We start from the raw sequence: 25626 nt of genomic DNA, 5'->3' as shown, positions 1-25626 counted from the left end.
TGTGCTCTATTGTTTTGGAGCGGGTTGTTTTTCCAGCATTTCCAATTCGAAAATAAGCATGGTATTTGGTGGGATAACACCTCCAGCGCCTCTTTCTCCATACGCTAAATTGGAGGGGATGAAAACGACCGCTTTATCACCAAAAGCCATATTGTCTAATCCTTCAATAAATCCGGGAATCATACCGTCTTTTTTTCCTGCTTCAAATGGGAAGGCTTGGTATCCGTTTTGAGCGGCACGATTTGCATCAAATTTCCCGTAAGTTTTATTGACTTCTTCATAACTGCTATCAAATAAAGTTCCATCTTCAAAATAACCAGCATAATTGAAATAGAATGTTGCTCCGTTAGCAGGTTTTATTCCGGTTCCTTTCTCAGTTATTTTGTATGCTAATCCAGATGGAGTAGTGGTTGCTGCTGCTTTTATAGTGGCCAAATAGGCTTTTTTAGCGGCGACTATTGGACCGTATTTTCCCATGTACACTTTTTTGGCTTCCGCTTCTTCAACTTCACGTTTTGCTTTGTTTTCGACTTCAATAGCTGCTTGTTTCGCTTTATTTTCAGCGTTGATTAAATCCTGTTTCTTTTGGTCTTCGGATTTATTATTGAAATAATCTGCGAATACTTTTGGCGCATCAAATTTTTTGGCCAATGTCCCTTTTCTCACAATGGTGATCTTTGTAATTACATCATTTTGAGCAATAGCATTAACCACACTCATTCCTTCAGTAACATGGCCAAAAATGGTGTGTTTTCCATCCAGCCAAGGTGTTGCTTTGTGTGTGATGAAAAATTGGCTTCCATTCGTTGTTGGTCCAGAATTAGCCATAGACAGTATTCCGGCTTTGCTGTGCTTTAAATCGGTGAATTCGTCCTTAAAGGCATAACCTGGACCGCCGGAACCACTTCCAGTAGGATCTCCTCCCTGAATCATGAAATCTTTGATTACACGGTGAAATTTCAAACCATCAAAAAATGGTTTTCCTTTAAGATTTTCTGGAGTTACAAAGGTGTTTTTACCTTCTGCCAAAGCAATAAAATTAGCAACGGTTACGGGTGCTTTTTTGTATTCTAGTTCCACAACAATAGCTCCTTTATTCGTAGCAATTGTGGCAAAGATTCCCTCGATAACAACCGGAGCTTTAACCGGAGCTTTTACAACTGCTTTGGTTGTGGTAGTTGGTTTTTTTGCAGGAACAGATTTCTTGACAGTTTGAGAATGTACATTGGCCATTCCCAGAAATAATAAAAACAGAATTTTAAATTTCATTTTGTACTAATTTAAGGGCTTATTATTTAAAACTATTGGGGCATTTTTTCTAATAACTCAATTTCAAAAATGATGTTGGCATTGGCTGGGATTACGCCTCCTGCTCCAGCTGCTCCATATCCTAAACGCGACGGGATAAAAATAACCGCTTTATCTCCAAGTGATAATTGCTCCAATCCTTCTATAAAACCAGGAATCATGCCATCTTTTTTACCTGCTTGAAAAGGAATGGGTTGGTATCCATTTTGAGCGGCTCTGTTTTCATCGTATCTCCCGAAAGTTTGAGCAACATTTTCTACGCTGGCATCAAATAATTCTCCATCTTCTAAAAAACCAGAGTAGTGAATGAAGATATTGCTTCCCTTAGCAGGTTTTTTTCCACCACTTTTTTTGGTAATCACGTATTGTAATCCTGTAGGTGTTTTTGTTGCTTTGGTTTTTAAATCAGTAAAATAAGCTACTTTTTCCTCGCGAACTACTTTGTATTTTTCGTTGTACACTCTTTTATTTTCAGCATCAATAGCTACTTTTTTCTTTTGGTTTTCAGATTCAACGGCAAAGTAATCAGTGAATATTTTTACGGCATTGAATTTCTTTGCATTTTCACCATTTCGAATAATGGTTACTTTATTGATGTAATCGTTTTGTTCAATTTTGTTGACTGCATCCATTCCTTTTTCAACTACATGACCAAAAATAGTATGTTTGCCGTCCAACCAAGGCGTTGCAAGATGCGTGATAAAAAATTGACTGCTGTTGGTCATCGGTCCGTTATTGGCCATAGCCAAAACACCACCGTTGTCAAACTTTAAATCTGTGAATTCATCTTTAAATTTATATCCTGTATCTCCTGATCCTGTTCCTAATGGATCTCCGGTTTGTATCATGAAATCTTTGATCACTCTGTGGAATTTCAAACCGTCAAAAAAAGGTTTGTTTTTAAGGTTTTCATTGGTTACAAATTCATTTTTTCCTTCGGCTAAGGCCACAAAATTAGCGACCGTAATTGGCGCTTTTTCGAAGTCTAATTGAACGATGATGTCTCCTTTATTAGTTTCAATTTTAGCATACAAGCCATCTGGTAGATTGCTGTGTTCTTCTTTGCAAGAATAAAAGGAGGCGATTACTAGGAATACGAATAGGATCTTTTTTTTCATTTCTAAATTTAATTTTGTGGAGTTAAAGTGTCTTTAGGTTTACTTAAAGTGGGTGCTTCTTTCTTTATTGGTGGTGCAACTGTGGGCGTTGTTACTTTTAATTGACTTTCTTTTTTATACACTACTTCCGATTTAAAATCACGAAGTGTAACGGTACAAATGATAGGTTGGTTGGTGCCAATTTTTTTATCATCACCATGGTATCCATACGCCATATTGGACGGAAAAAGGAAATTAACTTTTTCGTTTTTGCGCATTAATTTGATACCGTCACGCAAGCCCATCATGATATTTTGTTTGTCCACATAATACGTTTGAGGTCTTAATTCTAACTCCGAATAAAAGATGGTTCCTTGTAAATCTTTGATTTCGTAATCAAAAAAGGCCACATCTCCTTTTTTTGGCGTAAGCGTATCAGTAGTATTTCGTGTTACATAGGAATACCAGTATCCTTTTTTGGAGGCCAAGTACACTACATTAGGATTGCTCTTGATTAGATTCTGAATTTGGCTTTCCTCAGTAGAAACCAGTTTTTTATTGCGGGCAATAGATTTTTTCATGAAACTACCAGAAGCCTGAGAGATTGGTCTTCTGGCTTCTTGATGCTGTTTGCAACTGGAAATTAGAAGAAACAAAAAAAATACAACGGCTATTTGCGTGCTATTTTTCATAGGATTAGATGCTTAATTTTGTTATCAAATCTTCAAATTTCTTTTTGGTTTCTTCCATCGTATCGGATGATTTGCCTCCCGCAGCATTGCGATGTCCTCCTCCGTTAAAATAATCTCTTGCAAATTGATTGACATCAAAATCACCTTGGGAACGAAATGAAATTTTGATTATTTTCTCTTCTTTATTTTCTATAAATATAGCTGTAAATAGGATTCCTTTGATGCTTAAGCCATAATTCACAATTCCTTCCGTATCGCCTTTAACATAATCAAAGGAATTCAATTCCTCCTGCGTCAAAGTGGTGTAGGCGGTTTTATGTTCCGGCAGGATAATCATGTTTTGAAGTGCTCGGCCTAATATTTGTAAACGCCCATAGGAACTATTGTCAAATAATAAACTTGGAATTTCAGTATTTTCGACGCCTAAATCAATTAATTCAGCTACAATTCTATGCGTTGTTCCAGTTGTTTTTGGGAAACGAAAAGAACCAGAATCCGTAAGGATTCCAGTGTAAATACAAGTTCCAATAGTTTTATCAATATCTTGCTTTTTGCCAAGAAATAAAATAAAGTTGTACAGCATTTCGCAAGTAGAACCAAACGAGGTGTCAGAGTAGGTCACAACGGCATAATCATCTGGCTTTTGATGATGGTCTATCATCACAAAAGGGGCTTTTAGTTTGGCTAACACGTGTTCCATTTCACCGGTACGATGCAAAGCATTAAAGTCTAATGTGAAAATAATTTCTGCATCTTCAAGAATTTTTGTGCAGTTTTGTTTGTCTTTTTCGAATATTTTAACAGTTTCAGATCCCGGCATCCACGCCAGAAAATCTGGAAATTCATTAGGAGAAACCACTACAGGATGGTGCTTGTTTTTTAATAAAAAATGGTATAAACCCAGCGTAGAACCCATGGCGTCTCCGTCAGGACCTCGGTGTGGGATTATGGCAATTTTTTTTGGAGTTGCTAATAACAACTGTATCGCTTCAATGTCTTGTATGTTCATAGTCTGCGAAATTACATTTTTTTAATGTAAAGTTGAAATCATTTATACAATTAACAAACTTTTAGAAGGTTATAAAAAGTCTGTTTTTTTTCTTTTCAATTTTTGGTATACGTAGTATTTTGCTCCCCTAACTATTTGGGCTTTATAAATCCCCATGGAACCCGAACTAAAATAAGCAATTCCGCAAGCTAGTCCAATGAAAAGACCACTTTCAATCCCAAAAAGTTCCAATCCCATTACGGTACAGGCAATAGGCGTGTGAGTCGCTCCCGAAAAAACAGCCACAAATCCCATTCCTGCTAAAAGGGCTATTGGTAAGGGAACTATTAGTGATAAGGCACTTCCCAAAGTGGCACCAACAAAGAACAATGGAGTGACTTCACCACCTTTAAAGCCAGCGCCTAATGTAAAACCGGTAAATAATATTTTAAGTAGGAAGTCGGATGGAGCATTAGGAATTGTAAAAGCATCAACGATAACTGGAATACCTAGACCTGCAAATTTTGTTGTTCCAATAAAAAATAATGCTACAGCTAAAATAATTCCTCCTACAAAGGGACGAAGAGGAGGAAAGGCTATTTTTTTTGAGAACAAGTGACTCCACAAGTGTGTGCTTCTGGAAAAAAGCATGGCGGCTAAGCCAAATAGAATACTCACAAGCACTACCCAAAATAAATTGATAACGGTTATTGCTGGCACAAGAGGAATAGCATAATGGGTATGATGCACCTGCCACAGTGCTACCGTAAAATAGGCTATGTAAGCAACTAGAAAAGACAATAAGATGCTTCTTATATTGATTTTACTGAAATAAACAACTTCTAAAGCGAATAATGCTCCTGCCAAAGGTGTCCCAAAAATGGAGGCGAACCCCGCACTGATTCCAAGAATGAGTATTGTTTTTCTTTCGGAAGAATCGAGTTGAAATAGCTTTGTGAACTGGTCTGAAATGGCGCCGCCCATTTGTACTGCAGTTCCTTCTCGACCCGCGGACCCGCCAAAAAGATGTGTTATTAAAGTGCCTAGAAGCACCAAAGGAGCCATTTTTAATGGAATAATTTGTTTTGGGTTTTCGTATTCTTCCAATAATAAATTATTCCCCTTAACGACTGATTCTCCCCAGTAATGATATCCTAATCCTATTAATAGGCCACCTATTGGCAAAAGCCAAATAATCCAGCTGTTGTTTTCTCTGATTTGCGTAACCCATTCTAAAGCGACAAGAAAAAAAGCAGATGCAGATCCAGATAAAACGCCTACTATGATGCAGATGAAAATCCATTGGAATAGAAGTAAAGAAGTTTTTTTTGTTTTTTCTGGAATCATTAGTAAAAGGGGCAAAGTATTTTGACAAAAGTATTATAATCCTCCTTGAATTAATGGTTTTTCAGTGGCTATTGCGGTAAATTCAATTTCTACTAAATATTCAGGTGCCACTAGTTTACTAATTTCATAAAAACCAGTAGCGGGTTTTATATCTTTAAAAAAGTGAGCATGCGCTTTGGCTACATCTTCAAATTTTGTAATGTCGGTTGTAAATATGCGGGTTCTTATGACGTCCTCCATGCTTACTTTTAAGTCTTCTAGAACCACTTTTACGCGCTCTAATATATTCATTGTTTGTGCATACGCATCAGTAGCTTTTACTTTTTCGCCATCTACTAGGGCGACGGTACCAGAAACTTCGATAGTGTTTCCAATGCGTACCGCTCTGCAATAACCCATTTTATTTTCCCATGGTGAACCTGTCAATATATTTTCCCTTTTCATTTTGTTTGGTTTTTTAAGTAGTTATTGTAATCGAAACACTGTTTTTGGTATGGCATAATATTTGCAAGTTAGAAAAAAAAGTGAAATAAAAAAGATCAATTTTTTGGATTAAAAAAATCAAATTTAGAGGCGCGAATTTTAACTGTTTTGTTTTCTAAAATGTAATAAAAAGCAGATTTGGGAGTTATAAATGAAAGTTAAATTGTTGCCTGATTTTTGAATAAATACAATTGGTTTTTTATTTTTAAAATTTTACAAGCACTGATAAACTAATTTAGAAAGTTATGAAAAGGATTTTATTTTTAATGATTATGATAAGCATGTCTTTGAGTGGCTATGCTCAAAGTGAATTTAGTTCCAAATTTAAAGCGATTCCACCTAAAACTAATGCGCCAAAAATAAAAAAGACAATTCCTCCTAAAGCAGATATTCCGCCAATTAAGACACCAAATGTATTTAAGAATCCGGAAATATTCAACCCAAACCCGAGCCCTTCGCGCACGATTTCACCTGCAAATAATTTTTCGATGACTCCAAAGAATGAATTTATTAATCCGGGAGATGTTTATAAAGACAAGTGGAATAAAAAAGAAGATAATTCACAAGGTATTGTATATCGAAAAAACCAGAATTTAGGTAATTATCAAACAGGATCTGTTACGGCAAAGGTTATGTATCGTGATGCAGCTTATGTCGATGGAGATCAAATTAGAGTGTACTTGAATGATAAAGTGATTCAGAATCAAGTAAACTTGGATAGTGCTTTCAAAGGCTTTGAAATTGTATTAGAGAAAGGATTCAATAAAATTGATTTTGAAGCTCTAAATCAAGGGAGTTCTGGTCCAAATACTGCTGAATTTAGGATTTATGACGATAAAGGAGCTTTGATTTCTGGAAGTCAATGGAATCTTGGTACGGGATTCAAGGCTACAATTATTTTAGTTAAAGAGTAGTTTGTACCTGAAGTTGCAACGATTTACATAAAAAAACAGACTCCTAAATAATTTTAGGAGTCTGTTTTTTTATACGATCTCATTGCTTAATTAAATTTCACCAAAATATACTGAGCTTCCTCTTACACTAAAAAGGATCTGCAGTAACTTGAAATTTCATCGCTGCTTTTACGGCGATATCTTGGGTAATAGTTTCTTTTGTCACCGCTGAAATTCTTAATCTGAAACTAGGTGCTTTAATGTATTTGTCTAATTTTTCGGAAGTACACGTTAGATCTATTGTATTTGAAGTGGAGTTTATATCTGTTAAAAAAGCCAATTCAATTTCATCACTGTCATTTGTTGAAATGTACATACGTATGGATTTCAAAAATGAAAACGATTTATTGGCAGGATTGGTTACTGTCAATTTAAGTTCTTTTAGTCTTACATCTTTAACCAATTCCGCTTTAGTATTGTTGTTTTCAAATTCGGAACTTGAATTGGAAGTAATATCTGGAGTGATTAATTCAAGTGCAGTATTCACAGGAAAACCGCTTGGAATTGTAACAGTAGTTTGATTGTCTATTGAAAAAGTCAATAAATCATCAATCACACTACAGGATACGGCTACAAGTCCAAAAATTGCGATGGCAATATATTTTTTAAGTTTCATTTTTATCTTTATTATTTAGAAAGTCTCAAAGGTACTTCTTTATACCTTTAAAGCCTACAATGTAAATAAGGGACTTTTGAGGGTACAAGGAATCCGTTTTTAGTAGCAGTAAGAGATTATGGGTGCAGGAATAAATAAAATAAATATTTTTTAAAATTCAATTTTTCAATTCAAAATATAAAAAGTATTTTTGCGCATGCAACACAACGTCCTTATTTTAGATTTCGGATCGCAATACACACAACTTATTGCGCGTAGAGTTCGCGAATTAAATATATTCTGCGAAATATTCCCATACAATCATTTTCCGAGTGATTTGTCTTCTTATAAAGCAGTAATTCTTGGAGGTAGCCCTTTTTCTGTACGAGCAGAAGATGCGCCACATCCTGATTTATCTCAAATTAGAGGTAAATTACCAATGCTTGCCGTATGTTACGGGGCACAATACTTAGCTCATTTTAGTGGTGGCGAAGTAGCAGCTTCAAATACAAGAGAATATGGTAGAGCGAATTTATCTTACATAAAAGAAGATGAGGTATTCTTTGAAGGAGTTTCAGAGAATAGTCAGGTTTGGATGAGTCACAGCGATAGTGTAAAAGTATTACCTTCAAATGGAGTAAAACTGGCAAGTACACATGATGTGGAATTTGCAGCGTATCGAATAGAAGGGGAAACAACTTATGCTATTCAATACCATCCAGAAGTTTTTCACTCTACGGATGGATCAAAAATGTTAGAAAACTTTTTAGTTAAAATAGCAGAAGTGCCTCAAAATTTTACACCAAAAGCTTTTGTTAGCGAAATGGTAGCAGAATTGAAAGAGAAATTGCAAGATGATAAAGTAGTTCTTGGACTTTCAGGAGGAGTAGATTCCACTGTAGCAGCAGTTCTATTGCATCAAGCAATTGGCAAAAATCTATATTGTATTTTTGTAAATAATGGTTTGCTTCGTAAGAACGAATTCCAAAATGTGTTAGACCAATACAAAGGAATGGGTTTAAACGTAAAAGGAGTAGATTCAGGTGATCGTTTTTTAAGCGAATTAGCTGGAGTGAGTGATCCTGAGACAAAACGTAAAATTATAGGACGGGTATTCATCGAAGTTTTTGATGATGAGTCACACCTTATCGAAGATGTTAAATGGTTGGCACAAGGAACAATATATCCTGATGTTATTGAATCGGTCTCTGTAAAAGGACCATCAGCAACTATAAAATCGCACCATAATGTAGGTGGTTTACCAGATTATATGAAACTGAAAATCGTGGAGCCACTTCGCATGCTTTTTAAAGATGAAGTGCGTAGAGTGGGAGCTTCATTAGGAATAGATCCAGAATTATTAGGAAGACATCCTTTTCCTGGACCAGGATTATCCATTAGAATTTTAGGAGATATTACCCCAGAGAAAGTTCAAATTTTACAAGATGTTGATGCCGTGTTTATTGACGGATTAAAATCTTGGGGCTTGTACGATAAAGTATGGCAGGCAGGAGCAATCTTGCTTCCCGTAAACAGTGTAGGAGTTATGGGTGATGAGCGAACGTATGAAAAAGTGGTGGCACTTCGCGCGGTAGAATCTACAGACGGGATGACAGCGGACTGGGTGCATTTACCGTATGATTTCTTGATGAAAGTGTCTAATGACATTATCAATAAAGTAAGAGGTGTTAATAGAGTAGTATACGATATCAGTTCAAAACCACCGGCAACTATTGAATGGGAATAATAATTTAGTTTTTATATCCTTAGAGCAGCTAGTTCGAATGTTCGTTATAAAACGGTATCAGATTTTTGGAATAAAATTTGATACCGTTACTTTATTAAATAATTTATAAATAAAAGCGATGAAATATTTTTTTGCGATTTGTATGGCAGCTTTGTGTTTTAATTTTAGTGGTTTTGCACAAAGTAAAACAACTACACACAAGGTCGAAAAAGGGGAAACAATCAGTCAGATTGCTCAAAAATATAATGTAACTCCGTATGATATTTATCAATTGAATCCGGATGCACAAACTGGATTAAAACCAAATACTGTTTTACTAATTCCTAAAAGTTCTGGTAAACAACTAGCCATTCTTCCCACTAAAAAAGGGAATGTAGCTGTAACGCACGAGGTTCTGCCTAAAGAAACGCTATATGGTATTGAAAAAAAATATGGAGTTTCTGACGAAGTTCTAAAACAAGCCAATCCATTTCTGGAAAAAGAAGGACTACAAATAGGGCAATCACTTACTATTCCTTCCAATAAAATCCCAAAGAGTACAGCTGCAATCTCAGAAAAAGTAGTGTTTCACTACGTACTTCCAAAAGAAACAAAGTATTCAATTGCCAAGCAATACGGAATTACTATCGAAGAGTTAGAGCGCAAGAATCCTGAAGTGGTATCTAATTTGCCAGAAGGATTCAAATTATTAATTAAGGGAATAGCTCCTAAAGCAGAAAAAATCCCTACAGCCATAGAGCCTAAAAAAGAGGCTGTTGTCACAAATCCTGTCAAATCTCCTTCTGAATCTAATTACCTTAATTATGTAGTAAAGTCGAAAGAGACGTTGTACAGCTTGTCAAAAATGTCGGGTTTGACTCAAGAGGAATTGATAACAATTAATCCAGAACTAGCACAAGGTGTAATTGAAGGTATGGTTTTGAAAATTCCTACAACATTAGTGCTTACTCCAGAAAGTAAAAAGGAGTATGCGGATTTGTCAAAAAGTAGCGCAAACACTAACAGAAAAAAATTAACGTTGCTCTTGCCTTTTAATGTTTCAAAAATTGAAGGCGATACCGTTAATTCGATGGTTATGCGTTTGAAAAAAGATAAATTCCTAAATATGACATTGGATTTTTATGCAGGTGCTTTGATAGCTATTGATTCCGCCAAAACATTAGGACTTAATATTGATATTAAAATATTGGATTCACAGGAAACTAAAAATAGTTCTGCTGTAGCTTCGCTGATTCAAAAAAATAATTTAGAAGTTTCAGACGCTATTATTGGTCCTTTCTATCAAAGTAATGTTGAAAAAACTGCCGAAATTTTAATGCCAAATCAAGTGCCCGTTATATCGCCATTGTCAAAAGACTTGGGCGTATCCTATGCTAATATTTTTCAATCAATCCCAGATCCAGACGCAGTCAAAAACGCCATGTTCGATTACATGCGTTCAAAAGGCGGTAATATAGTGGCAGTAGTTGATAGAAAGAAAGGATCCGTTATTCAATTTATTAAAGAAAATCACAAAGACGTGCGTTTTGCAGCACTTACTGCAAATGGAGGAGTATCGCCTGAAAATTTGAAAAGCTTGTTCGTGAAAGATAAAATGAATTATGTAGTGATGGAAACCGCAAATACGGGAATGATAAAATCAACAATAGCCACTATGTTAGGTGCTATGGCATCATACAAAGTACAACTTGTTATTTTGGAGCCAAATGAAACATTAGATACCGATGAAATTAGTTATGTAAATCTGACTAAACTGAAACTAATGTATCCTTCAGTTACTCGAGAAAACGAATCTCCCGAGGCTTTGATTTTTCAAAAAGAATTTAGAAAGAAAAACAAGATTGACCCTAGTGACTTTGCTACGCGAGGATTTGATGTTACTTTTGATACTATGCTGCGTTTGTCACAAGATGTAAAATACCAAGAAACAATTGATACTACCGCAACGGAACAAGTCGACAATAAATTTGAATTTTATAAAAAAGGAGATGGAGGTTATATCAATAAAGGAATCTATATTTTATACTACGACATAGATTTGACCATAAAAGAAGCCAACTAAAATTACGCCTGCCGGAAATGTAAGCAGCTTAATGAAACTTTAATGCAACGCACTCCTTATAGTTGTGAGGACAAAAAAAAATAATAGCAAACATGACATCAATAGTAACTTATTTGGGGGATTTGAGAACATCTTCGATTCATTTGCAATCTGGCACCGAAATTCTTTCAGATGCACCGGTAGATAATAATGGGAAAGGAGAGGCTTTTTCTCCAACAGATACAGTTGCTAATGCTTTGGCAACGTGTATGATGACGATAATGGGAATAAAGGCACGAGAAATGGAAGTTGATTTGACAGGTTCCACCGCCGAAGTAATTAAAATTATGAATGCTGAACCGAGACGTATTGGTGCGATAGAAATTGCTTTTGAGATGTACGGAACGATTGAGGAAAAAAACAGAACCATACTGGAAAGAGTGGCGATGACTTGTCCCGTTTTCTTAAGCTTGCATCCTGAAATCGAGAAACGAATAATTTTTAACTGGAAATAAAGAGATTTTAGGAGCAAGAGATACGATACAGGAAGCATTAATGGTTCTAGTTTCTTATCTCTTGTTCCTTTTTTTATAAAAAATGGATCAAAACCAAAAACAACTCATCAAACTCGCTCACACTAAAATGCCTTTTGGTAAATATGAAGGGTGGTTTCTTATTGATATTCCGGAATATTATATTGTGTGGTACAGTAATAAAGGGTTTCCAAAAGGAGAATTGGGAGAACAATTGAAATTAATTTATGAATTAAAACTCAATGGTCTAGAAGAGTTAATTCGAAATATAAAAAAACGGTACCCAAAACCGATTTAATTTTCAATTTGACAATTTATAATTGTACTTTTGCCACGTTTTTTTACACAACTACAACACAAACAACAATAGAATGAATCAAACGAAATATATTTTTGTTACTGGCGGTGTGACTTCTTCTTTAGGGAAAGGAATCATCGCGGCATCTTTGGCAAAATTGTTACAAGCAAGAGGATACCGTACAACCATCCAAAAGTTTGACCCGTACATCAATGTAGATCCCGGAACATTAAATCCTTATGAACATGGGGAATGTTATGTTACTGATGATGGCGCTGAAACGGATTTAGATTTAGGACATTACGAGCGTTTCTTGAATGTTCCTACGTCTCAAGCCAATAATGTGACTACAGGACGAATATATCTTTCCGTTATTGAAAAAGAACGAAGAGGAGAATTTCTTGGTAAAACGGTACAAGTCGTTCCTCATATTACCAATGAAATCAAAGAAAGAATGCAGTTGCTAGGAAATTCCGGTGACTACGATATTGTTATTACAGAAATTGGTGGAACGGTAGGTGATATTGAATCGTTGCCATATATTGAATCTGTTCGTCAATTGGTGTGGGAATTAGGAGAACATAACGGAATTGTTATTCACCTTACTTTGGTGCCTTATTTGGCTGCAGCCGGAGAATTAAAAACAAAACCAACACAGCATTCTGTGAAAACCTTGATGGAAAGCGGAATAAAAGCGGACATTTTAGTGTGCAGAACAGAGCATGAAATTTCGGAAGAATTACGCAATAAACTGGCTTTGTTTTGTAATGTAAAAAGAGAAGCCGTTATTCAATCCATAGATGCTTCTACTATTTATGAAGTCCCTAATTTAATGTTGGAAGAAGGACTTGACGTCGTGGCTTTAAAAAAATTAGATCTGCCTAAAAAAGCAGCACCAGACTTAAAAAACTGGAATACTTTTTTACGCCGATTGAAAAATCCAAAGCATACAGTAAATATCGGTTTGGTTGGGAAATATGTAGAAATGCAGGATTGTTACAAATCTATTTTGGAAGCGTTTATTCATGCTGGTGCTGCTAATGAAACGAAGGTAAATGTAGTGTCAATTCATTCAGAACACATTGATGCCAACAACATACACGAGAAATTTTCGGGCTTAGATGGAATACTTGTGGCGCCAGGTTTTGGAGAAAGAGGAATTGAAGGGAAAATTGCAGCAGTGCAATACGCTCGTGAAAATAAAGTGCCGTTCTTCGGGATTTGTTTAGGAATGCAAATGGCTATCATAGAATATTCAAGAAATATTCTGGGTTACACTGATGCCAATTCAACCGAAATGAATGAACATACAGCGCATCCAGTGGTAAATCTTATGGAAGAGCAAAAAACAATTACGGATAAAGGAGGGACAATGCGTCTAGGTGCATGGAAATGTGATATCAAAAAAGATTCATTGGCCTTTAAAATTTACGAAAAAGAAACAATTTCAGAACGTCACCGTCATCGCTATGAGTACAATAGCAATTATGTAGCACAATTACAAAATGCAGGATTGATTGCGTCTGGAGTAAATCCGGATACCGGGTTAGTTGAGATTATAGAAATAGAAGACCATCCTTTTTTTATCGGGGTGCAATACCATCCGGAATATAAAAGTACGGTTGCGAATCCACATCCCATTTTTGTGAATTTTGTGGCAGCAGCTGTTAAAGCAAAGAAAAAATAGTTTTAGTTTTTTGAAACAATTCATCAAACGGTATACTAATTAGATTAAACTTTTTAAATATTATAATGGAACAAAAAAAATTTGACCTCAATTCGATTATAGGTTTTGCATTAATTTTTGGTATTTTGGTTTTTATCATGTATCAAAATCAACCAGACCCGAAAGTGGTTGCAGCTGAAAAGGCTCAAAAAGAGTTGGTAATTAAAGAAGCAAAAGCGAAAGAGTTAGAAGCTAAAACGGTAGCCAAAGCAACTGTTGCAGTAGCAACGGGAGACTCTACACAAATTGCCCAATTACAAAAAAACTTAGGGAATTTTGCGTATTCTGCAACACTTCCCTCTGCTAAAGCAGGTCTTACAACTATCGAAAACGAATTGGTAAAGTTGACTATTGCTAATAAAGGAGGCTATATTGTTGAAGCTACTTTGAAACAATTTGAAAAATTTAAGAAAGGTTCGGGACAATTAGTTCAATTAATTAAAGACAATAATGCTAATTTAAATGTACAATTACTAACCAGTGATAACCGTACATTAAACTCAAAAGACTTGTATTTTGAACCTACTTTAACGAAAGTTGGAGCGGATCAAATATTGTCTATGAAATTGAAAGCGGGAGCCAACGAATTCTTAGAATACAAATATATTTTGAAACCAAACGATTATTTGATTGGTTTTGACATTCGTTCCCAAGGGTTGAATAAAGTATTGAATACGGCAAAACCATTGGATTTAGAATGGAATTTGAAAACCTACAGAAATGAGAAAAGTGTTTCTTATGAAAACCGTTACACCGAAATCTATTTCGAGCATGAAGAAGGTAAAATTGATTATTCAGGTTTAGGTCAAACAGAAGAGTCAGATCTTGAAAAAGCAACTTTTATTGCTTTCAAACAGCACTTTTTCTCTACGATTTTGTTATCAAAAACACCTTTGGAAACAGCAAAAGTGAAGTCTGATAATTTAGTTATAGATGATAAAATTGATACTACTTTTACCAAACAATTTAAAGCTAATATTCCTTTAACGTTTACCAATGGAGAATTAGATCATAAAATGAGTTGGTATTTTGGTCCAACAGATTACAAAACACTAAAATCATATGATCTTAATCTTGAAAAAATCATCTCGTTAGGTTGGGGTATTTTCGGATGGATTAACATGTTTATCTTTATACCGTTGTTCGGATTTTTAAGTTCATACATTGCTTACGGAATTGCAATTATTGTTTTTACTATAATCATTAAAATTGCAATGTCGCCTATTACTTTCAAATCATTCTTGTCACAAGCGAAGATGAAGGTATTGCGTCCTGAAATAACAGAATTGGGTGAAAAATTCAAAAAAGACCCAATGAAAAAGCAACAGGAAACGATGAAGTTGTACAACAAAGCAGGAGTAAATCCTATGGCAGGTTGTATTCCAGCATTGATACAGCTCCCTTTTATGTATGCTTCGTTTCAGTTTTTCCCATCGGCCTTTGAGTTGAGACAAAAAAGCTTCCTTTGGGCAGATGATTTATCGTCTTTTGATGAGGTAATTAGATTGCCTTTTTATATCCCTTTTTATGGAAATCACATCAGTTTGTTTCCAGTATTGGCTTCGATAGCTATTTTCTTTTACATGAAGATGACATCTGGCGACCAGCAAATGGCTGCTCCACAACAAGAGGGAATGCCAGATATGGCTAAGATGATGAAAATCATGATCTATGTTTCGCCAATCATGATGTTGTTTTTCTTTAATAGTTATGGTGCGGGATTGAGTTTGTATAACTTTATTTCGAATCTAATTACCATTGGAATAATGATTGTCATCAAAAGATACTTTATCGACAGTGATAAAATTCATGCTCAAATTCAAGAGAATAAATTGAAAGAGCCGAAGAAACAAGGTAAATTCCAGAAAAAACTTCAAGAAGTTATGGAACAAGCCGAAGCTCAAAAAGCATTAGACAAAAAGAAGAAATAAGTCATAAAAAAAGCTCTCAAAATTTTGAGAGCTTTTTTTTTGCTTTAAAAATAATTACAGAAGAGGTAGTAATACTTTGTCCACGGCGTGAATGACACCGTTTGAACACTGAACATCGGTAATGATAATATTTGAAATTCTGTTTCTAGCATCTTTAATTTTGGCACCCCCAGATAATTGTATGGTAAAGGTTTGAGCTGGTACTAGAATAGGAGTAACTACCTGTCCTTCGGTTAAGCTAGCCGCTAATACATTAGCAGGGCTTACTACATGGTATTGTAAAACTTTTGTCAAGTTTGCTGGAGAAACTCCTGCAATTCCGCCAGGAGCTAGTTCCGTATTCAAGGCTGTAAAAGCACCATTTGTTGGAGCAAAAACGGTAAACGGACCAGTTCCAGATAAGGCAGTTATGAAGTTAGGTTCTCCAGAACGATTTAAAACGCTTACCAAAGTACTAAAATTAGCATTTGCTGCAGCATGAGTTACAATAGTTGGCAAGTCAATCACTTTGTCTACAATGTGAATCACTCCATTTGAAGCCATGATATCTGGAGTAGTAACGGTCGCAACTCCATTAAGTTTCACACCAGCAGTTATATTTACATACATGCTTAAATTATTAGTAGTTGATGCGGAACCTTTGGCTAACGTTTTGATGTATCCTGTGGTTAAATCCGTAGATTTTACAGAACCAGTGACAACATGATTCAATAATATTTGTGTTAAAGCTTCTTTTGGTACATCATTTATTGTAGCATAAGGAGTGGTTGCAAGAAAAGCGGTAAATGCTTCATTCGTGGGTGCAAAAACGGTAAAGGGACCAGCTCCTTTCAAAGTAGTAGCTAATTCCGCTTTCACAAGTGCCTGAACCAAAATACTTAAATTTGGAGTAGCTACTGCTTTTCCAGTAATGGTGTTGTCTACAACCATATTGTCGTTATTATTATCATCGTCGCACGATACGGAAAGTGCGGTAAATAATGCAATTAGCATTAGATTTTTCAGTTTAATTACATTTTTCATAGTGTTTAATGTTTATTTGTTTCCACTAAATTAGTAAATAGCTTTTGAATTTTGTTTAATAAGTATTATAAATTGCTAAACAACATGAAACTTTATTATTTCTTTTAAGGTTGTTTAACTTCAATTGTAGTCAATTTTAATTAATCATAAGGTATTGATAATAAGCTATATATGGTGAATCGGATCTTTTTTATAGTATTTGTTTTAAAAAATACTTGTTAGTTTAATTAAACACTTTATAATTAACGGTTACTTACCACTTTAAAAACGACTAGTAGATAATTTTCAACGTTGTAATTCCATCTAGAATTTTATATTTTATCTTTAAACTTTACAAGTTTAAACTGTTTCTCTTATCCATAATTAAGTGGAGGTGAGAACAACTATAATAAATTTGTAAATTTGCTTAAAATAAAAGAGTACAATTGTAGTTTTGTACTATTGACTTAATATTATGTAGTGATGAAAAAATATCAAATTAGTTTTTTTACCCTTTTAGTTCTTATGCTTTTGAGCCAAAATTGCATGTCTCAGTCCAATTTTAATAAATTAGACGAAAGAGGAAAAAAACAGGGAGTTTGGAAAGGGTTTTATCAGGATTCCCGAAGACCTCGTTACGAAGGTAATTTTGAACATGGTAAAGAAATAGGTATTTTTTATTTTTATGATGATACCAAAGCTAAGGCGGTAATTGCTACACGAGAGTTTAATCCAATTGATAATTCAGCATTCACTATTTTTTATGATCAAAAAAGCAATAAAGTGAGTGAGGGTAAAGTGGTAAATAAAGTATTTGAAGGGCAATGGAAATATTATCATTTGGCCTCAAAAAACATAATGACTATTGAAAATTATAGTAAAGGAAAACTAGAGGGGCTTCGTACCGTTTTTTATCCTAGTGGTAAAGTCGCAGAAGAGATTAATTATAAAAATAATTTGAAAAATGGTTTTTATAAAAAATACACAGAGAAGGGAGTCTTACTGGAAGAATCTAATTTCAAGAATGACGTGTATAATGGTACAGCCATTTTCAAAGAATCTAATGGAGATATGGCTTCCAAAGGACAGTTTTTAAATGGAAAAAAAGCTGGAATGTGGCAGTTTTTTGAAAAAGGGAAATTGATCAAAGAAAAGAACATGAGTTTTCAAGAGCAGGCAATAAAAGACAAAAACAATTAACAAAACACTTAACGAATACTGTTATAAATCTTTTGTAACTTTGCAGCCTTATAAAATTATAATTTTTTGAAGATGAAGCGTGTAGTTGTTGGACTTTCAGGAGGAGTAGATTCAAGTGTTGCGGCATATTTGTTGCAACAGCAAGGATATGAAGTAATTGGTCTTTTTATGAAGAATTGGCATGACGATTCCGTTACTATTTCTAATGAATGTCCGTGGCTGGAAGATAGCAATGATGCTTTACTTGTAGCAGAAAAGTTGGGAATTCCTTTTCAAACAGTCGATTTAAGTGAAGAATATAAAGAGAAAATCGTGGACTACATGTTCAACGAATACGAAAAAGGACGTACACCAAACCCAGATGTACTTTGTAATCGCGAAATAAAATTTGATGTTTTTATGAAAATTGCGTTGAGTCTTGGGGCTGATTTTGTTGCAACAGGACATTACTGTCAAAAAAGCGAAATAGAAGTGAACGGCGAAACGGTCTATCAGCTAAAAGCAGGTGCGGACACCAATAAGGATCAATCCTATTTTCTTTGCCAATTGTCGCAGGAGCAATTAGCAAAGTCGTTGTTTCCAATTGGAGAATTGACAAAACCAGAGGTTCGAGAAATTGCTGGGCAATTGGATTTGATTACTGCTGAAAAGAAAGATTCACAAGGGTTATGCTTCATTGGAAAAGTAAGGTTACCAGATTTTTTACAACAAAAATTACAACCTAAAGCAGGCGATATTATCCAAATTGATAAAGATGACCCTATATATAATTTAGAAAAAAAAGTAGGACTAAGTTTTGAAGAAGATTTAAAATTGGAGGCTGAAAAAATTTCCTATACCCCAGAAATGGGAAAAGTAGTAGGAAAACATCAAGGGGCTCATTATTTCACTATTGGGCAACGAAAAGGATTAAATGTTGGTGGAACAACAGATCCATTATTTATTATAGCTACTAATGTGGAGACCAATACGATCTATACGGGATTAACAAGTCAGCATCCTGGATTATTCAAGAAAGCGTTACATATTGAAAAAGAGGAAGTACACTGGATTCGTAAAGATTTGGCTTTAGCCAAAGGAGAAACCATGAATGTAATGGCTAGAATTCGATACAGACAGCCCTTACAAAGCGCCACTTTGCATCAATTTGAAAATGGAATGTACGTGGCTTTTGATGAACCTCAATCCGCAATAACCGAAGGACAATTTGCAGCTTGGTATGTAGGAGATGAATTAATAGGATCAGGAGTAATTTCTTAGTTTGTTTTATTACATTATCAAAATCTAATAGTGAGTTCCACAAAATTGTAATAATAGACCAAATATAGTTTTGACCATGATTCAATTACCGCTACTGTTGAAATCTTGATGGCACAACAAATGACGATACCTATGACCAAATTCTACCTATTTATTTTAGTATTGCTTACAACAAACGGTTTTGCGCAGCAGGATGCTTGGGTATATTTTAATGCAAAGCCTAGTTCTCAATCTTTTGCTGATACACCATTGAAAATGCTTTCTCAGAGAGCATTAGATAGAAGAACCAATCAAAATATTATTTTAGATATTAAAGATGTGCCTGTTGAGGCTTCTTATATTAATCAAGTAAAAGCTATTACGGGTATTACTGTGATGGCAAAATCGAAATGGCTAAATGCTCTTCATGTGCGAGGAACGCAAGCTAAAATAAATGACTTACTACAGCTTTCATTTGTGGTTAAAGTTGATTTTGCAGATAAATCATTAAATCAAATTGGTAAAATCGCGAAATCAATTAAGGTAAAGCAAGGAAATAAAACCAAGAAGACAAAAGTGGATTATGCTTATGGAAGCTCTTCAAATCAGATCCAAATGCTCAACGGGCAAGTAATGCACCAACAAAATTACACGGGCTCCGGAAAAGTAATTGCTATTATGGATGCAGGTTTTCCTGGTGTCAATACAACACAACCTTTCCAAAAATTAAGAACCAATAACCAAATTTTAGGTGGTTATAATTTTGTATTGAGAAATCCAGATTTTTATACTGGTGTCTCGCATGGAACCTCTGTACTTTCCGCAATGGGAGGTTACAAAGAGAATTCATTAGTGGGAACTGCCCCAGATGCTTCTTATTATTTATTTATAACAGAAGATGATACATCTGAAAATCCTGTGGAAGAATCACTATGGGTTGAAGCAGCAGAAAAGGCAGACAGTTTAGGTGTGGATATTATCAATACCTCTTTAGGATATTTTGATTTTGATAACGAAGCATACAACCATACCTATAGTGAAATGAATGGTACAACAGCGTTCATGTCTCGAGGTGCGGAAATTGCATTTAGTAGAGGAATGATTCTGGTGACTTCGGCCGGTAATTCGGGTGGTTCATCAGATCCTCATGTTGCCGTACCAGCAGATGCGGTTTCCGTGATCGCAGTAGGAGCAGTGAACTCCACAGAAATAGTAACTTTCTTTAGTTCAGTAGGACCCTCATCTGATGGGAGAATAAAACCCGATGTTATGGCGCAAGGTCAGGCTGCAGTTGTTTCAGATGCTGCTGGAAATATTGTATCGGCAAATGGGACTTCCTTTTCTGGTCCTATAATGGCTGGAATGGTGGCTTGTCTATGGCAAGCATTTCCAGAAAAAACAAACCAACAAATTAAAGATTTAATACTTCAATCATCCGATAAATTTTTAACTCCCAACAATCAGTATGGATATGGAATTCCTGATTTTGGACTGATTGTTCGCAACCAATTGTCTACAGAGTCATTTTCTAAAGAGGATTTTATAATTTATCCTAATCCAGCCACTGATTCTATTTCCGTTTCTTTGCCTACAAAATTCGAAAGTGGAACTGTTTTTATTTATACTATTTCAGGACAGAAAATTTTAGAACAAAAAGTAACACCTCTATCAGCTGTAATTTCTTTAAAAGCATTGAATCAAGGAATGTATCTTTATAAATTGGAATCGGATAGTTTCTCTAAAAGTGGAAAAATAATAAAACAATAATAGCAATCAAAACCGCATGAACAAAATCACCGAACTTTTCAAAATTAAATATCCAATTATTCAAGGAGGAATGATATGGAATAGTGGTTATAAATTAGCCAGTGCTGTCAGTAACGCGGGTGGTTTAGGATTGATTGGTGCGGGCTCTATGTATCCCGATGTCTTGCGAGAACACATTCAAAAATGTAAAAAAGCTACTTCAAAACCATTTGGAGTAAATGTTCCCATGTTGTATCCCAACATTGAGGAAATAATGAAAATTGTCGTAGAGGAAGGGGTTAGAATAGTTTTTACATCAGCGGGAAATCCAAAAACATGGACGTCATTCTTGAAACAAAATGGGGTAACGGTAGTGCATGTCGTAAGTAGCTCCGTTTTTGCATTGAAAGCACAAGATGCTGGTGTGGACGCAATTGTTGCCGAAGGATTTGAAGCTGGAGGCCATAACGGTAGAGAGGAAACCACAACACTGACACTTATTCCTATGGTGAAAGAAAAAATTTCAATTCCGTTGATTGCTGCCGGAGGTATTGCTACTGGTCGCGGGATGCTAGCAGCCATGGTTCTTGGTGCCGATGGAGTTCAAGTTGGGAGTAGATTTGCCGCATCACTAGAATCGTCAGCTCATGATAATTTCAAGGAATCGATTGTAAAGGTTAAGGAGGGAGATACGCAATTGACATTGAAGGAACTTGCTCCAGTTCGGTTAATTAAAAATAAGTTTTATCAAGATGTACAGGATTTATATCAAACGTGTCCGTCAAAGGATGAAATAGTTACGTTATTAGGAAGAGCTAGAGCAAAAAGAGGCATGTTTGAAGGCGATTTAATCGAAGGAGAGTTAGAAATCGGTCAAATTGCAGGTCTTATTCACGAGATAAAATCGGCTGCTGAAATCATCCAAGAAATGATTGTCGATTTTGAATACGCAAGAACAGAGACAACCAATTTTCAATTTTAAGCAATGATAAAAAGATATATTATTCTACTTTTTTTGATGCTAGGAGTACAATATTCCTATGGACAAAATTATAAGTTTAAAACTTCAGGCTTTAGCGTTTTAGAGAAAAATGAAAAAGGGAAATGGGGAAAATGGTCTGATTTAAATTTAGTTAATATTTTAATTTCATTAGATACTAATAAAAGTAGAATTGTAGTTTATTCTCAAATTATCCAACTTTTTGAAATTGTAGAATACCAACCTATTGAGGAAAATGAAACAGATACTGTTTACACATTTACCTGTAAAGATAACGAAGGCGTCGATTGTACAGTTTCGATCATTACCAGAAAAAAGCAAGAAAACCGAAAGCAACTGTACATTAATTATGGTAACAGGATAATACTTTATAATATTTTCAATATGTGATTGAATATGAAGTTGGATAATACAGTGCTATGTTTGATTTCTTACTCGTTTTTAAAATTGTTCAATATCTTTGATATATCCATCATACTCTGAATAAAACAGCTCCAAAGCATTCATTTTATCATTGTAAAATTCAAAAATTTCCGGCCAGTATTTTCTATTACTAACGCCAACGCCTAGTTTTTCAACCCAAATAAGGCTAATCGTTTTACCACTTTCCAAGGTGTGCTCTTTTTCAAAAACCAGATCTTTAATGAATTCCTCTTCTAGAATGTTTTTTAAAGATTCCAGTTTCTCAAAATAAGCAATTCTTTTTTCATCGCTTCGCTGTTCTATGGCTATTAAAACTTGAGCCTTTTTATTATCCACATAAAATTTAAAAGAAAAATCTTTGATTTTAGTATCGTACAACAACCATTTTCGGGGAAATTTTTCCGAAAATTCAACCCAGAATTCGCGTTTTAACTTTTGTGTTTCTTCTTTACTGTACATTGTGTATGACTTTTGGTATCAGAAAATTTGTATAACGGTATTTTCTAGACTATATTTATATTAAATTTCAATATGCAAAAATAGACTTTGATTATGGATTTTCAAGAATTTTTACAGTTTGTTCCTAAAGTACTTGATGTAAGGCTCCCTGCCTTTGACGCACATATTAAAATGGCACCATTGGAGCGGTCACAAAGTTTAAAGCAGATTGATTTTAGCAATAAAAATCCAAGAGTAGCTGCAGTAATGATGCTTTTTTATCCTAAAAATGAAACTACACATCTGGTTTTGATTGTTCGGAATTCATACAAAGGGGTGCATTCTGCTCAAATTGCCTTTCCAGGAGGGAAATACGAAATCGACGATAAGGATTTTGAGTACACAGCATTGCGTGAAACTCACGAGGAAGTTGGCATTCATCCAGATAAAATACAAATACTTAAACCTTTTACACAATTATATATACCACCTAGTAATTTTATGGTGTATCCTTTTTTAGGTATTAGTAAAGAGGAATTAGTATTTGTGCCGCAGCCTTCTGAGGTAGCGGATATAATCGAATTGCCTCTGTCTATTTTTTTAAGTGATTCAATTGTTGTGGAGACTAAGGTCTTAACGTCTTATTCAGATGAAAGCAGTGTTCCTGCTTTTAAAATTGAAAACCACATCGTTTGGGGAGCAACAGCAATGATGCTTAGCGAATTGAAAGAGGTTTTAAAAAAAGGCCTATGTTCTTAAATAGATAGGAAGCAACGGTTTTAGAATGCTAAAAACAATCAAAAATTAATTTCGTAGGTTTGCTAAATATAAAAAACACATAATTTTATGGGATTATTTAAGAGAAATCCTTTTGGTCACATCCTGTTTTTAAAAAAATGGTTAATCAGGATTTTCGGCGCCATCACGCATCGGCGATATAGAGGTTTCAATGAATTGCAAATTGAAGGTTCAGAAATCATAAGGAATTTACCTGACACTAATGTTCTTTTCATTTCGAATCATCAAACGTACTTTGCTGATGTCGTAGCAATGTTCCATGTTTTTAATGCAAGTCTCAGCGGTCGTGATGATTCTATTAAAAACGTATGTTATCTCTGGCAGCCTAAAATGAACATCTATTATGTAGCTGCAAAAGAAACAATGCAGGCTGGATTATTACCGCGAATTATGGCTTACGCTGGCGCAATTACGGTCGAAAGAACTTGGAGAGCTAAAGGAGTCGATGTTCTGGAGAAAAAAGACATTAATCCAGATGATACTGAAAATATTAAAATTGCTTTAAAAGACGGATGGGTTATAACCTTTCCGCAAGGGACAACTAAATCCTTTAAGCCAGTTCGTAAAGGAACGGCTCATATTATAAAACAGCACAGACCTATTGTTGTTCCTATTGTGATCGATGGCTTCCGTCGTTCATTTGATAAAAAAGGATTACGTATGAAAAAGAAGGGCATTCTTCAATCCTTCATTATTAAAGAGCCTTTGGATATTGATTACGATAAGGATACTGTCGAGGAAATTGTTGAAAAAGTAGAATATGCTATTGAGCAACATTGTTCATTCCTCAAAGTAATACCGGCTGAAATTATCAAAGAGCAAGAAGAATTAAATAAAACGCGCAGGTGGGAATACTAAGCAGACGTTAAATAAATGCGTGGGCTTATTAATAACAATTACTTGGGCGTTTCCCTCTATAAAAGAGAGGCTATTATCTAAATGGGTAGTAGCCTCTTTTTTATAAAGGGCCGGGCTATTCGCTACAAGTCCTCGTCAAGTTGCGTTACACTTCACTTGGCTGCGGGCTTTTTGCTACTATCCCTAACGCGGGGAGTTGTGTAATTGATTTAGAATTCGGTGTACCTTATATATAGGTAGGTATAGAATGTCTTAATACAATGAGAACCGCAATAAACAAGGAACAACTGCCAAGGCGTCAAAAAAATCGAACCTATCTTAGACGATACTGCAGTCAAGGATATAAAATCAGTATTAATCTTGTCTGTGATGTCAATAAAGCGGCTCAGAGAAGCAATAAATATTTAAAAGGAGTCACATATCCGATCGCTCCTAGCGCAATCTAATAACAAAGAAACTAGATTTTGATCCTTTTAGCATGCTTAGCTTTGGAAAGGGAGAGGGAAGCACAAAAAACTTATACTTTCAAAATTCACGGTTTCAGCGAGTTAAAGTTAAAGTTAAGAAAAGGATAAAAAAAGAGTTTAAAAAAGCTTGAATAACCCAATAAAGGAGTTAGTTTTGCACCCGCAACAACGGCAAATGTTCTTTTAAATACTGGCAAGCACATTAGATTAAGGTAGAAATTTATTTTCTAAAAATATTTAAAAAAGCTTGTGAGATTAGAAAACGGATGTTACCTTTGCACCCCGCAAAAGCTCAATGTTCTTTGAGAGACTGGTAAGAAAAGATAAAGAAAAGAGGATTTAAATCTTCGAAAAAAAACTTTAAATTTTTCTTGCGAGAAACAAAAGAAGTTGTTACTTTTGCACCCGCTTCGAGAAACACTTTAACAAGTGTTGATTGAGGTAAAGAATAAGACAAGAACACGTTCCTAGACATATTGAATTGACAGCCGTTTTAACAGAGATGTTAAAGCAAAAGAATAAGAGTAATAGAATCGAGAGATTTTAAAAAACCGATAGAATTGGAGTCGAATAACAATAGCTTGAAGCAATTCAAGCACACAATATACGATGAAGAGTTTGATCCTGGCTCAGGATGAACGCTAGCGGCAGGCTTAACACATGCAAGTCGAGGGGTATAGTTCTTCGGAATTAGAGACCGGCGCACGGGTGCGTAA

At 35.1% G+C, this 25626-nt stretch carries 23 protein-coding genes and 1 rRNA gene; 15 read left to right on the top strand and 9 right to left on the bottom strand.

Annotated features, from left to right (window positions below; translation table 11 throughout):
- Nucleotides 1-6: 6 nt before the first annotated feature.
- From E0F91_RS14015 to E0F91_RS13990, 6 genes are all read right to left on the bottom strand, one after another.
- Nucleotides 7-1269 (bottom strand): peptidylprolyl isomerase, encoded by a 1263-nt coding sequence (locus E0F91_RS14015; protein ID WP_132067080.1) that lies wholly within the window; start codon nucleotides 1267-1269, stop codon nucleotides 7-9.
- Nucleotides 1270-1301: 32 nt separating this feature from the next.
- Complete coding sequence (locus E0F91_RS14010) at nucleotides 1302-2426, bottom strand: peptidylprolyl isomerase (RefSeq protein ID WP_132067079.1); 1125 nt, start codon at nucleotides 2424-2426, stop codon at nucleotides 1302-1304.
- Between the two features lie 8 nt (nucleotides 2427-2434).
- Nucleotides 2435-3097: a gliding motility-associated peptidyl-prolyl isomerase GldI gene (gldI, locus tag E0F91_RS14005; RefSeq protein ID WP_132067078.1), complete on the bottom strand. Its 663-nt coding sequence runs from the start codon at nucleotides 3095-3097 to the stop codon at nucleotides 2435-2437.
- 4 nt (nucleotides 3098-3101) lie between these two features.
- Nucleotides 3102-4106, bottom strand: a complete 1005-nt coding sequence (locus tag E0F91_RS14000; protein WP_132067077.1) for a DHH family phosphoesterase — start codon at nucleotides 4104-4106, stop codon at nucleotides 3102-3104.
- 69 nt (nucleotides 4107-4175) lie between these two features.
- On the bottom strand, nucleotides 4176-5432 hold the full coding sequence (locus E0F91_RS13995; RefSeq protein WP_132067076.1) for a voltage-gated chloride channel family protein: 1257 nt from the start codon (nucleotides 5430-5432) through the stop codon (nucleotides 4176-4178).
- A 33-nt stretch (nucleotides 5433-5465) separates the two neighbouring features.
- On the bottom strand, nucleotides 5466-5876 hold the full coding sequence (locus E0F91_RS13990; protein ID WP_132067075.1) for a RidA family protein: 411 nt from the start codon (nucleotides 5874-5876) through the stop codon (nucleotides 5466-5468).
- Between the two features lie 284 nt (nucleotides 5877-6160).
- Here E0F91_RS13990 and E0F91_RS13985 point away from each other — a divergent pair, with 284 nt between their 5' ends.
- A complete protein-coding gene (locus tag E0F91_RS13985) occupies nucleotides 6161-6829 on the top strand; it encodes a hypothetical protein (RefSeq protein ID WP_132067074.1) in 669 nt (222 codons plus the stop codon).
- Nucleotides 6830-6956: 127 nt separating this feature from the next.
- On the opposite strand, the gene E0F91_RS13980 is transcribed toward E0F91_RS13985, so the two are convergent.
- The gene (locus E0F91_RS13980; RefSeq protein WP_132067073.1) at nucleotides 6957-7484 is read right to left on the bottom strand and encodes a hypothetical protein; all 528 of its coding nucleotides are present in this window, start codon (nucleotides 7482-7484) and stop codon (nucleotides 6957-6959) included.
- Between the two features lie 196 nt (nucleotides 7485-7680).
- On the opposite strand from E0F91_RS13980, the gene guaA reads away from it, so the two are divergent.
- From guaA to yidC, 6 genes are all read left to right on the top strand, one after another.
- Nucleotides 7681-9210, top strand: a complete 1530-nt coding sequence (gene guaA / locus E0F91_RS13975; protein WP_073354527.1) for a glutamine-hydrolyzing GMP synthase — start codon at nucleotides 7681-7683, stop codon at nucleotides 9208-9210.
- Between the two features lie 118 nt (nucleotides 9211-9328).
- Nucleotides 9329-11272: a LysM peptidoglycan-binding domain-containing protein gene (locus E0F91_RS13970; protein WP_132067072.1), complete on the top strand. Its 1944-nt coding sequence runs from the start codon at nucleotides 9329-9331 to the stop codon at nucleotides 11270-11272.
- A gap of 92 nt (nucleotides 11273-11364) precedes the next feature.
- Nucleotides 11365-11766: an OsmC family protein gene (locus E0F91_RS13965; RefSeq protein ID WP_132067071.1), complete on the top strand. Its 402-nt coding sequence runs from the start codon at nucleotides 11365-11367 to the stop codon at nucleotides 11764-11766.
- Between the two features lie 82 nt (nucleotides 11767-11848).
- On the top strand, nucleotides 11849-12082 hold the full coding sequence (locus tag E0F91_RS13960) for a DUF3820 family protein (RefSeq protein ID WP_066082415.1): 234 nt from the start codon (nucleotides 11849-11851) through the stop codon (nucleotides 12080-12082).
- A 73-nt stretch (nucleotides 12083-12155) separates the two neighbouring features.
- Complete coding sequence (locus tag E0F91_RS13955) at nucleotides 12156-13769, top strand: CTP synthase (RefSeq protein ID WP_132067070.1); 1614 nt, start codon at nucleotides 12156-12158, stop codon at nucleotides 13767-13769.
- Between the two features lie 65 nt (nucleotides 13770-13834).
- Nucleotides 13835-15739, top strand: a complete 1905-nt coding sequence (yidC, locus tag E0F91_RS13950) for a membrane protein insertase YidC (RefSeq protein ID WP_132067069.1) — start codon at nucleotides 13835-13837, stop codon at nucleotides 15737-15739.
- A 54-nt stretch (nucleotides 15740-15793) separates the two neighbouring features.
- Here the strand turns inward: yidC and E0F91_RS13945 are convergent, their stop codons facing one another.
- A complete protein-coding gene (locus tag E0F91_RS13945) occupies nucleotides 15794-16762 on the bottom strand; it encodes a fasciclin domain-containing protein (protein WP_132067068.1) in 969 nt (322 codons plus the stop codon).
- Nucleotides 16763-17224: 462 nt separating this feature from the next.
- Between E0F91_RS13945 and E0F91_RS13940 the strand changes: the two genes are divergently transcribed.
- The 5 genes from E0F91_RS13940 (at nucleotide 17225) to E0F91_RS13920 (ending at nucleotide 22316) form a co-directional block, all read left to right on the top strand.
- A complete protein-coding gene (locus tag E0F91_RS13940) occupies nucleotides 17225-17941 on the top strand; it encodes a toxin-antitoxin system YwqK family antitoxin (protein ID WP_132067067.1) in 717 nt (238 codons plus the stop codon).
- A 72-nt stretch (nucleotides 17942-18013) separates the two neighbouring features.
- Nucleotides 18014-19201, top strand: a complete 1188-nt coding sequence (gene mnmA, locus E0F91_RS13935) for a tRNA 2-thiouridine(34) synthase MnmA (protein ID WP_132067066.1) — start codon at nucleotides 18014-18016, stop codon at nucleotides 19199-19201.
- Nucleotides 19202-19333: 132 nt separating this feature from the next.
- Complete coding sequence (locus tag E0F91_RS13930; protein ID WP_132067065.1) at nucleotides 19334-20947, top strand: S8 family peptidase; 1614 nt, start codon at nucleotides 19334-19336, stop codon at nucleotides 20945-20947.
- 16 nt (nucleotides 20948-20963) lie between these two features.
- On the top strand, nucleotides 20964-21908 hold the full coding sequence (locus tag E0F91_RS13925; protein WP_132067064.1) for an NAD(P)H-dependent flavin oxidoreductase: 945 nt from the start codon (nucleotides 20964-20966) through the stop codon (nucleotides 21906-21908).
- A gap of 3 nt (nucleotides 21909-21911) precedes the next feature.
- Nucleotides 21912-22316 (top strand): hypothetical protein, encoded by a 405-nt coding sequence (locus E0F91_RS13920; RefSeq protein WP_132067063.1) that lies wholly within the window; start codon nucleotides 21912-21914, stop codon nucleotides 22314-22316.
- A 51-nt stretch (nucleotides 22317-22367) separates the two neighbouring features.
- Here the strand turns inward: E0F91_RS13920 and E0F91_RS13915 are convergent, their stop codons facing one another.
- Nucleotides 22368-22808, bottom strand: a complete 441-nt coding sequence (locus E0F91_RS13915) for a DUF4268 domain-containing protein (RefSeq protein ID WP_132067062.1) — start codon at nucleotides 22806-22808, stop codon at nucleotides 22368-22370.
- A gap of 93 nt (nucleotides 22809-22901) precedes the next feature.
- On the opposite strand from E0F91_RS13915, the gene E0F91_RS13910 reads away from it, so the two are divergent.
- The 3 genes from E0F91_RS13910 to E0F91_RS13900 form a co-directional block, all read left to right on the top strand.
- On the top strand, nucleotides 22902-23546 hold the full coding sequence (locus E0F91_RS13910) for an NUDIX hydrolase (RefSeq protein WP_132067061.1): 645 nt from the start codon (nucleotides 22902-22904) through the stop codon (nucleotides 23544-23546).
- 87 nt (nucleotides 23547-23633) lie between these two features.
- Nucleotides 23634-24443, top strand: coding sequence for a lysophospholipid acyltransferase family protein (locus tag E0F91_RS13905; RefSeq protein WP_132067060.1), 810 nt, complete (start codon nucleotides 23634-23636; stop codon nucleotides 24441-24443).
- 1073 nt (nucleotides 24444-25516) lie between these two features.
- Nucleotides 25517-25626, top strand: a 16S ribosomal RNA gene (locus tag E0F91_RS13900); the annotation flags it as partial.

Source organism: Flavobacterium sandaracinum (genome assembly GCF_004349135.1).
Lineage (GTDB): Bacteria > Bacteroidota > Bacteroidia > Flavobacteriales > Flavobacteriaceae > Flavobacterium > Flavobacterium sandaracinum.
The sequence above is the reverse complement of the archived record's forward strand: the minus strand, read 5'-3'. Positions and strand labels throughout refer to the sequence as shown.

Bases quoted from the DNA above. Each gene is read 5' to 3' on its own strand.
- E0F91_RS13920 (WP_132067063.1), top strand. From the start codon at position 21,912: ATGATAAAAAGATATATTATTCTACTTTTTTTGATGCTAGGAGTACAA.
- E0F91_RS13970 (WP_132067072.1), top strand. From the start codon at position 9,329: ATGAAATATTTTTTTGCGATTTGTATGGCAGCTTTGTGTTTTAATTTT.
- E0F91_RS13925 (WP_132067064.1), top strand. From the start codon at position 20,964: ATGAACAAAATCACCGAACTTTTCAAAATTAAATATCCAATTATTCAA.
- E0F91_RS13945 (WP_132067068.1), bottom strand. From the start codon at position 16,762: ATGAAAAATGTAATTAAACTGAAAAATCTAATGCTAATTGCATTATTT.
- E0F91_RS13985 (WP_132067074.1), top strand. From the start codon at position 6,161: ATGAAAAGGATTTTATTTTTAATGATTATGATAAGCATGTCTTTGAGT.
- E0F91_RS13965 (WP_132067071.1), top strand. From the start codon at position 11,365: ATGACATCAATAGTAACTTATTTGGGGGATTTGAGAACATCTTCGATT.
- E0F91_RS13910 (WP_132067061.1), top strand. From the start codon at position 22,902: ATGGATTTTCAAGAATTTTTACAGTTTGTTCCTAAAGTACTTGATGTA.
- E0F91_RS13905 (WP_132067060.1), top strand. From the start codon at position 23,634: ATGGGATTATTTAAGAGAAATCCTTTTGGTCACATCCTGTTTTTAAAA.
- E0F91_RS14010 (WP_132067079.1), bottom strand. From the start codon at position 2,426: ATGAAAAAAAAGATCCTATTCGTATTCCTAGTAATCGCCTCCTTTTAT.
- E0F91_RS13955 (WP_132067070.1), top strand. From the start codon at position 12,156: ATGAATCAAACGAAATATATTTTTGTTACTGGCGGTGTGACTTCTTCT.
- E0F91_RS13960 (WP_066082415.1), top strand. From the start codon at position 11,849: ATGGATCAAAACCAAAAACAACTCATCAAACTCGCTCACACTAAAATG.
- E0F91_RS13995 (WP_132067076.1), bottom strand. From the start codon at position 5,432: ATGATTCCAGAAAAAACAAAAAAAACTTCTTTACTTCTATTCCAATGG.
- gldI (WP_132067078.1), bottom strand. From the start codon at position 3,097: ATGAAAAATAGCACGCAAATAGCCGTTGTATTTTTTTTGTTTCTTCTA.
- E0F91_RS13940 (WP_132067067.1), top strand. From the start codon at position 17,225: ATGAAAAAATATCAAATTAGTTTTTTTACCCTTTTAGTTCTTATGCTT.
- E0F91_RS13990 (WP_132067075.1), bottom strand. From the start codon at position 5,876: ATGAAAAGGGAAAATATATTGACAGGTTCACCATGGGAAAATAAAATG.
- mnmA (WP_132067066.1), top strand. From the start codon at position 18,014: ATGAAGCGTGTAGTTGTTGGACTTTCAGGAGGAGTAGATTCAAGTGTT.
- E0F91_RS14015 (WP_132067080.1), bottom strand. From the start codon at position 1,269: ATGAAATTTAAAATTCTGTTTTTATTATTTCTGGGAATGGCCAATGTA.
- E0F91_RS13980 (WP_132067073.1), bottom strand. From the start codon at position 7,484: ATGAAACTTAAAAAATATATTGCCATCGCAATTTTTGGACTTGTAGCC.
- guaA (WP_073354527.1), top strand. From the start codon at position 7,681: ATGCAACACAACGTCCTTATTTTAGATTTCGGATCGCAATACACACAA.
- E0F91_RS13930 (WP_132067065.1), top strand. From the start codon at position 19,334: ATGACCAAATTCTACCTATTTATTTTAGTATTGCTTACAACAAACGGT.
- E0F91_RS14000 (WP_132067077.1), bottom strand. From the start codon at position 4,106: ATGAACATACAAGACATTGAAGCGATACAGTTGTTATTAGCAACTCCA.
- E0F91_RS13915 (WP_132067062.1), bottom strand. From the start codon at position 22,808: ATGTACAGTAAAGAAGAAACACAAAAGTTAAAACGCGAATTCTGGGTT.
- yidC (WP_132067069.1), top strand. From the start codon at position 13,835: ATGGAACAAAAAAAATTTGACCTCAATTCGATTATAGGTTTTGCATTA.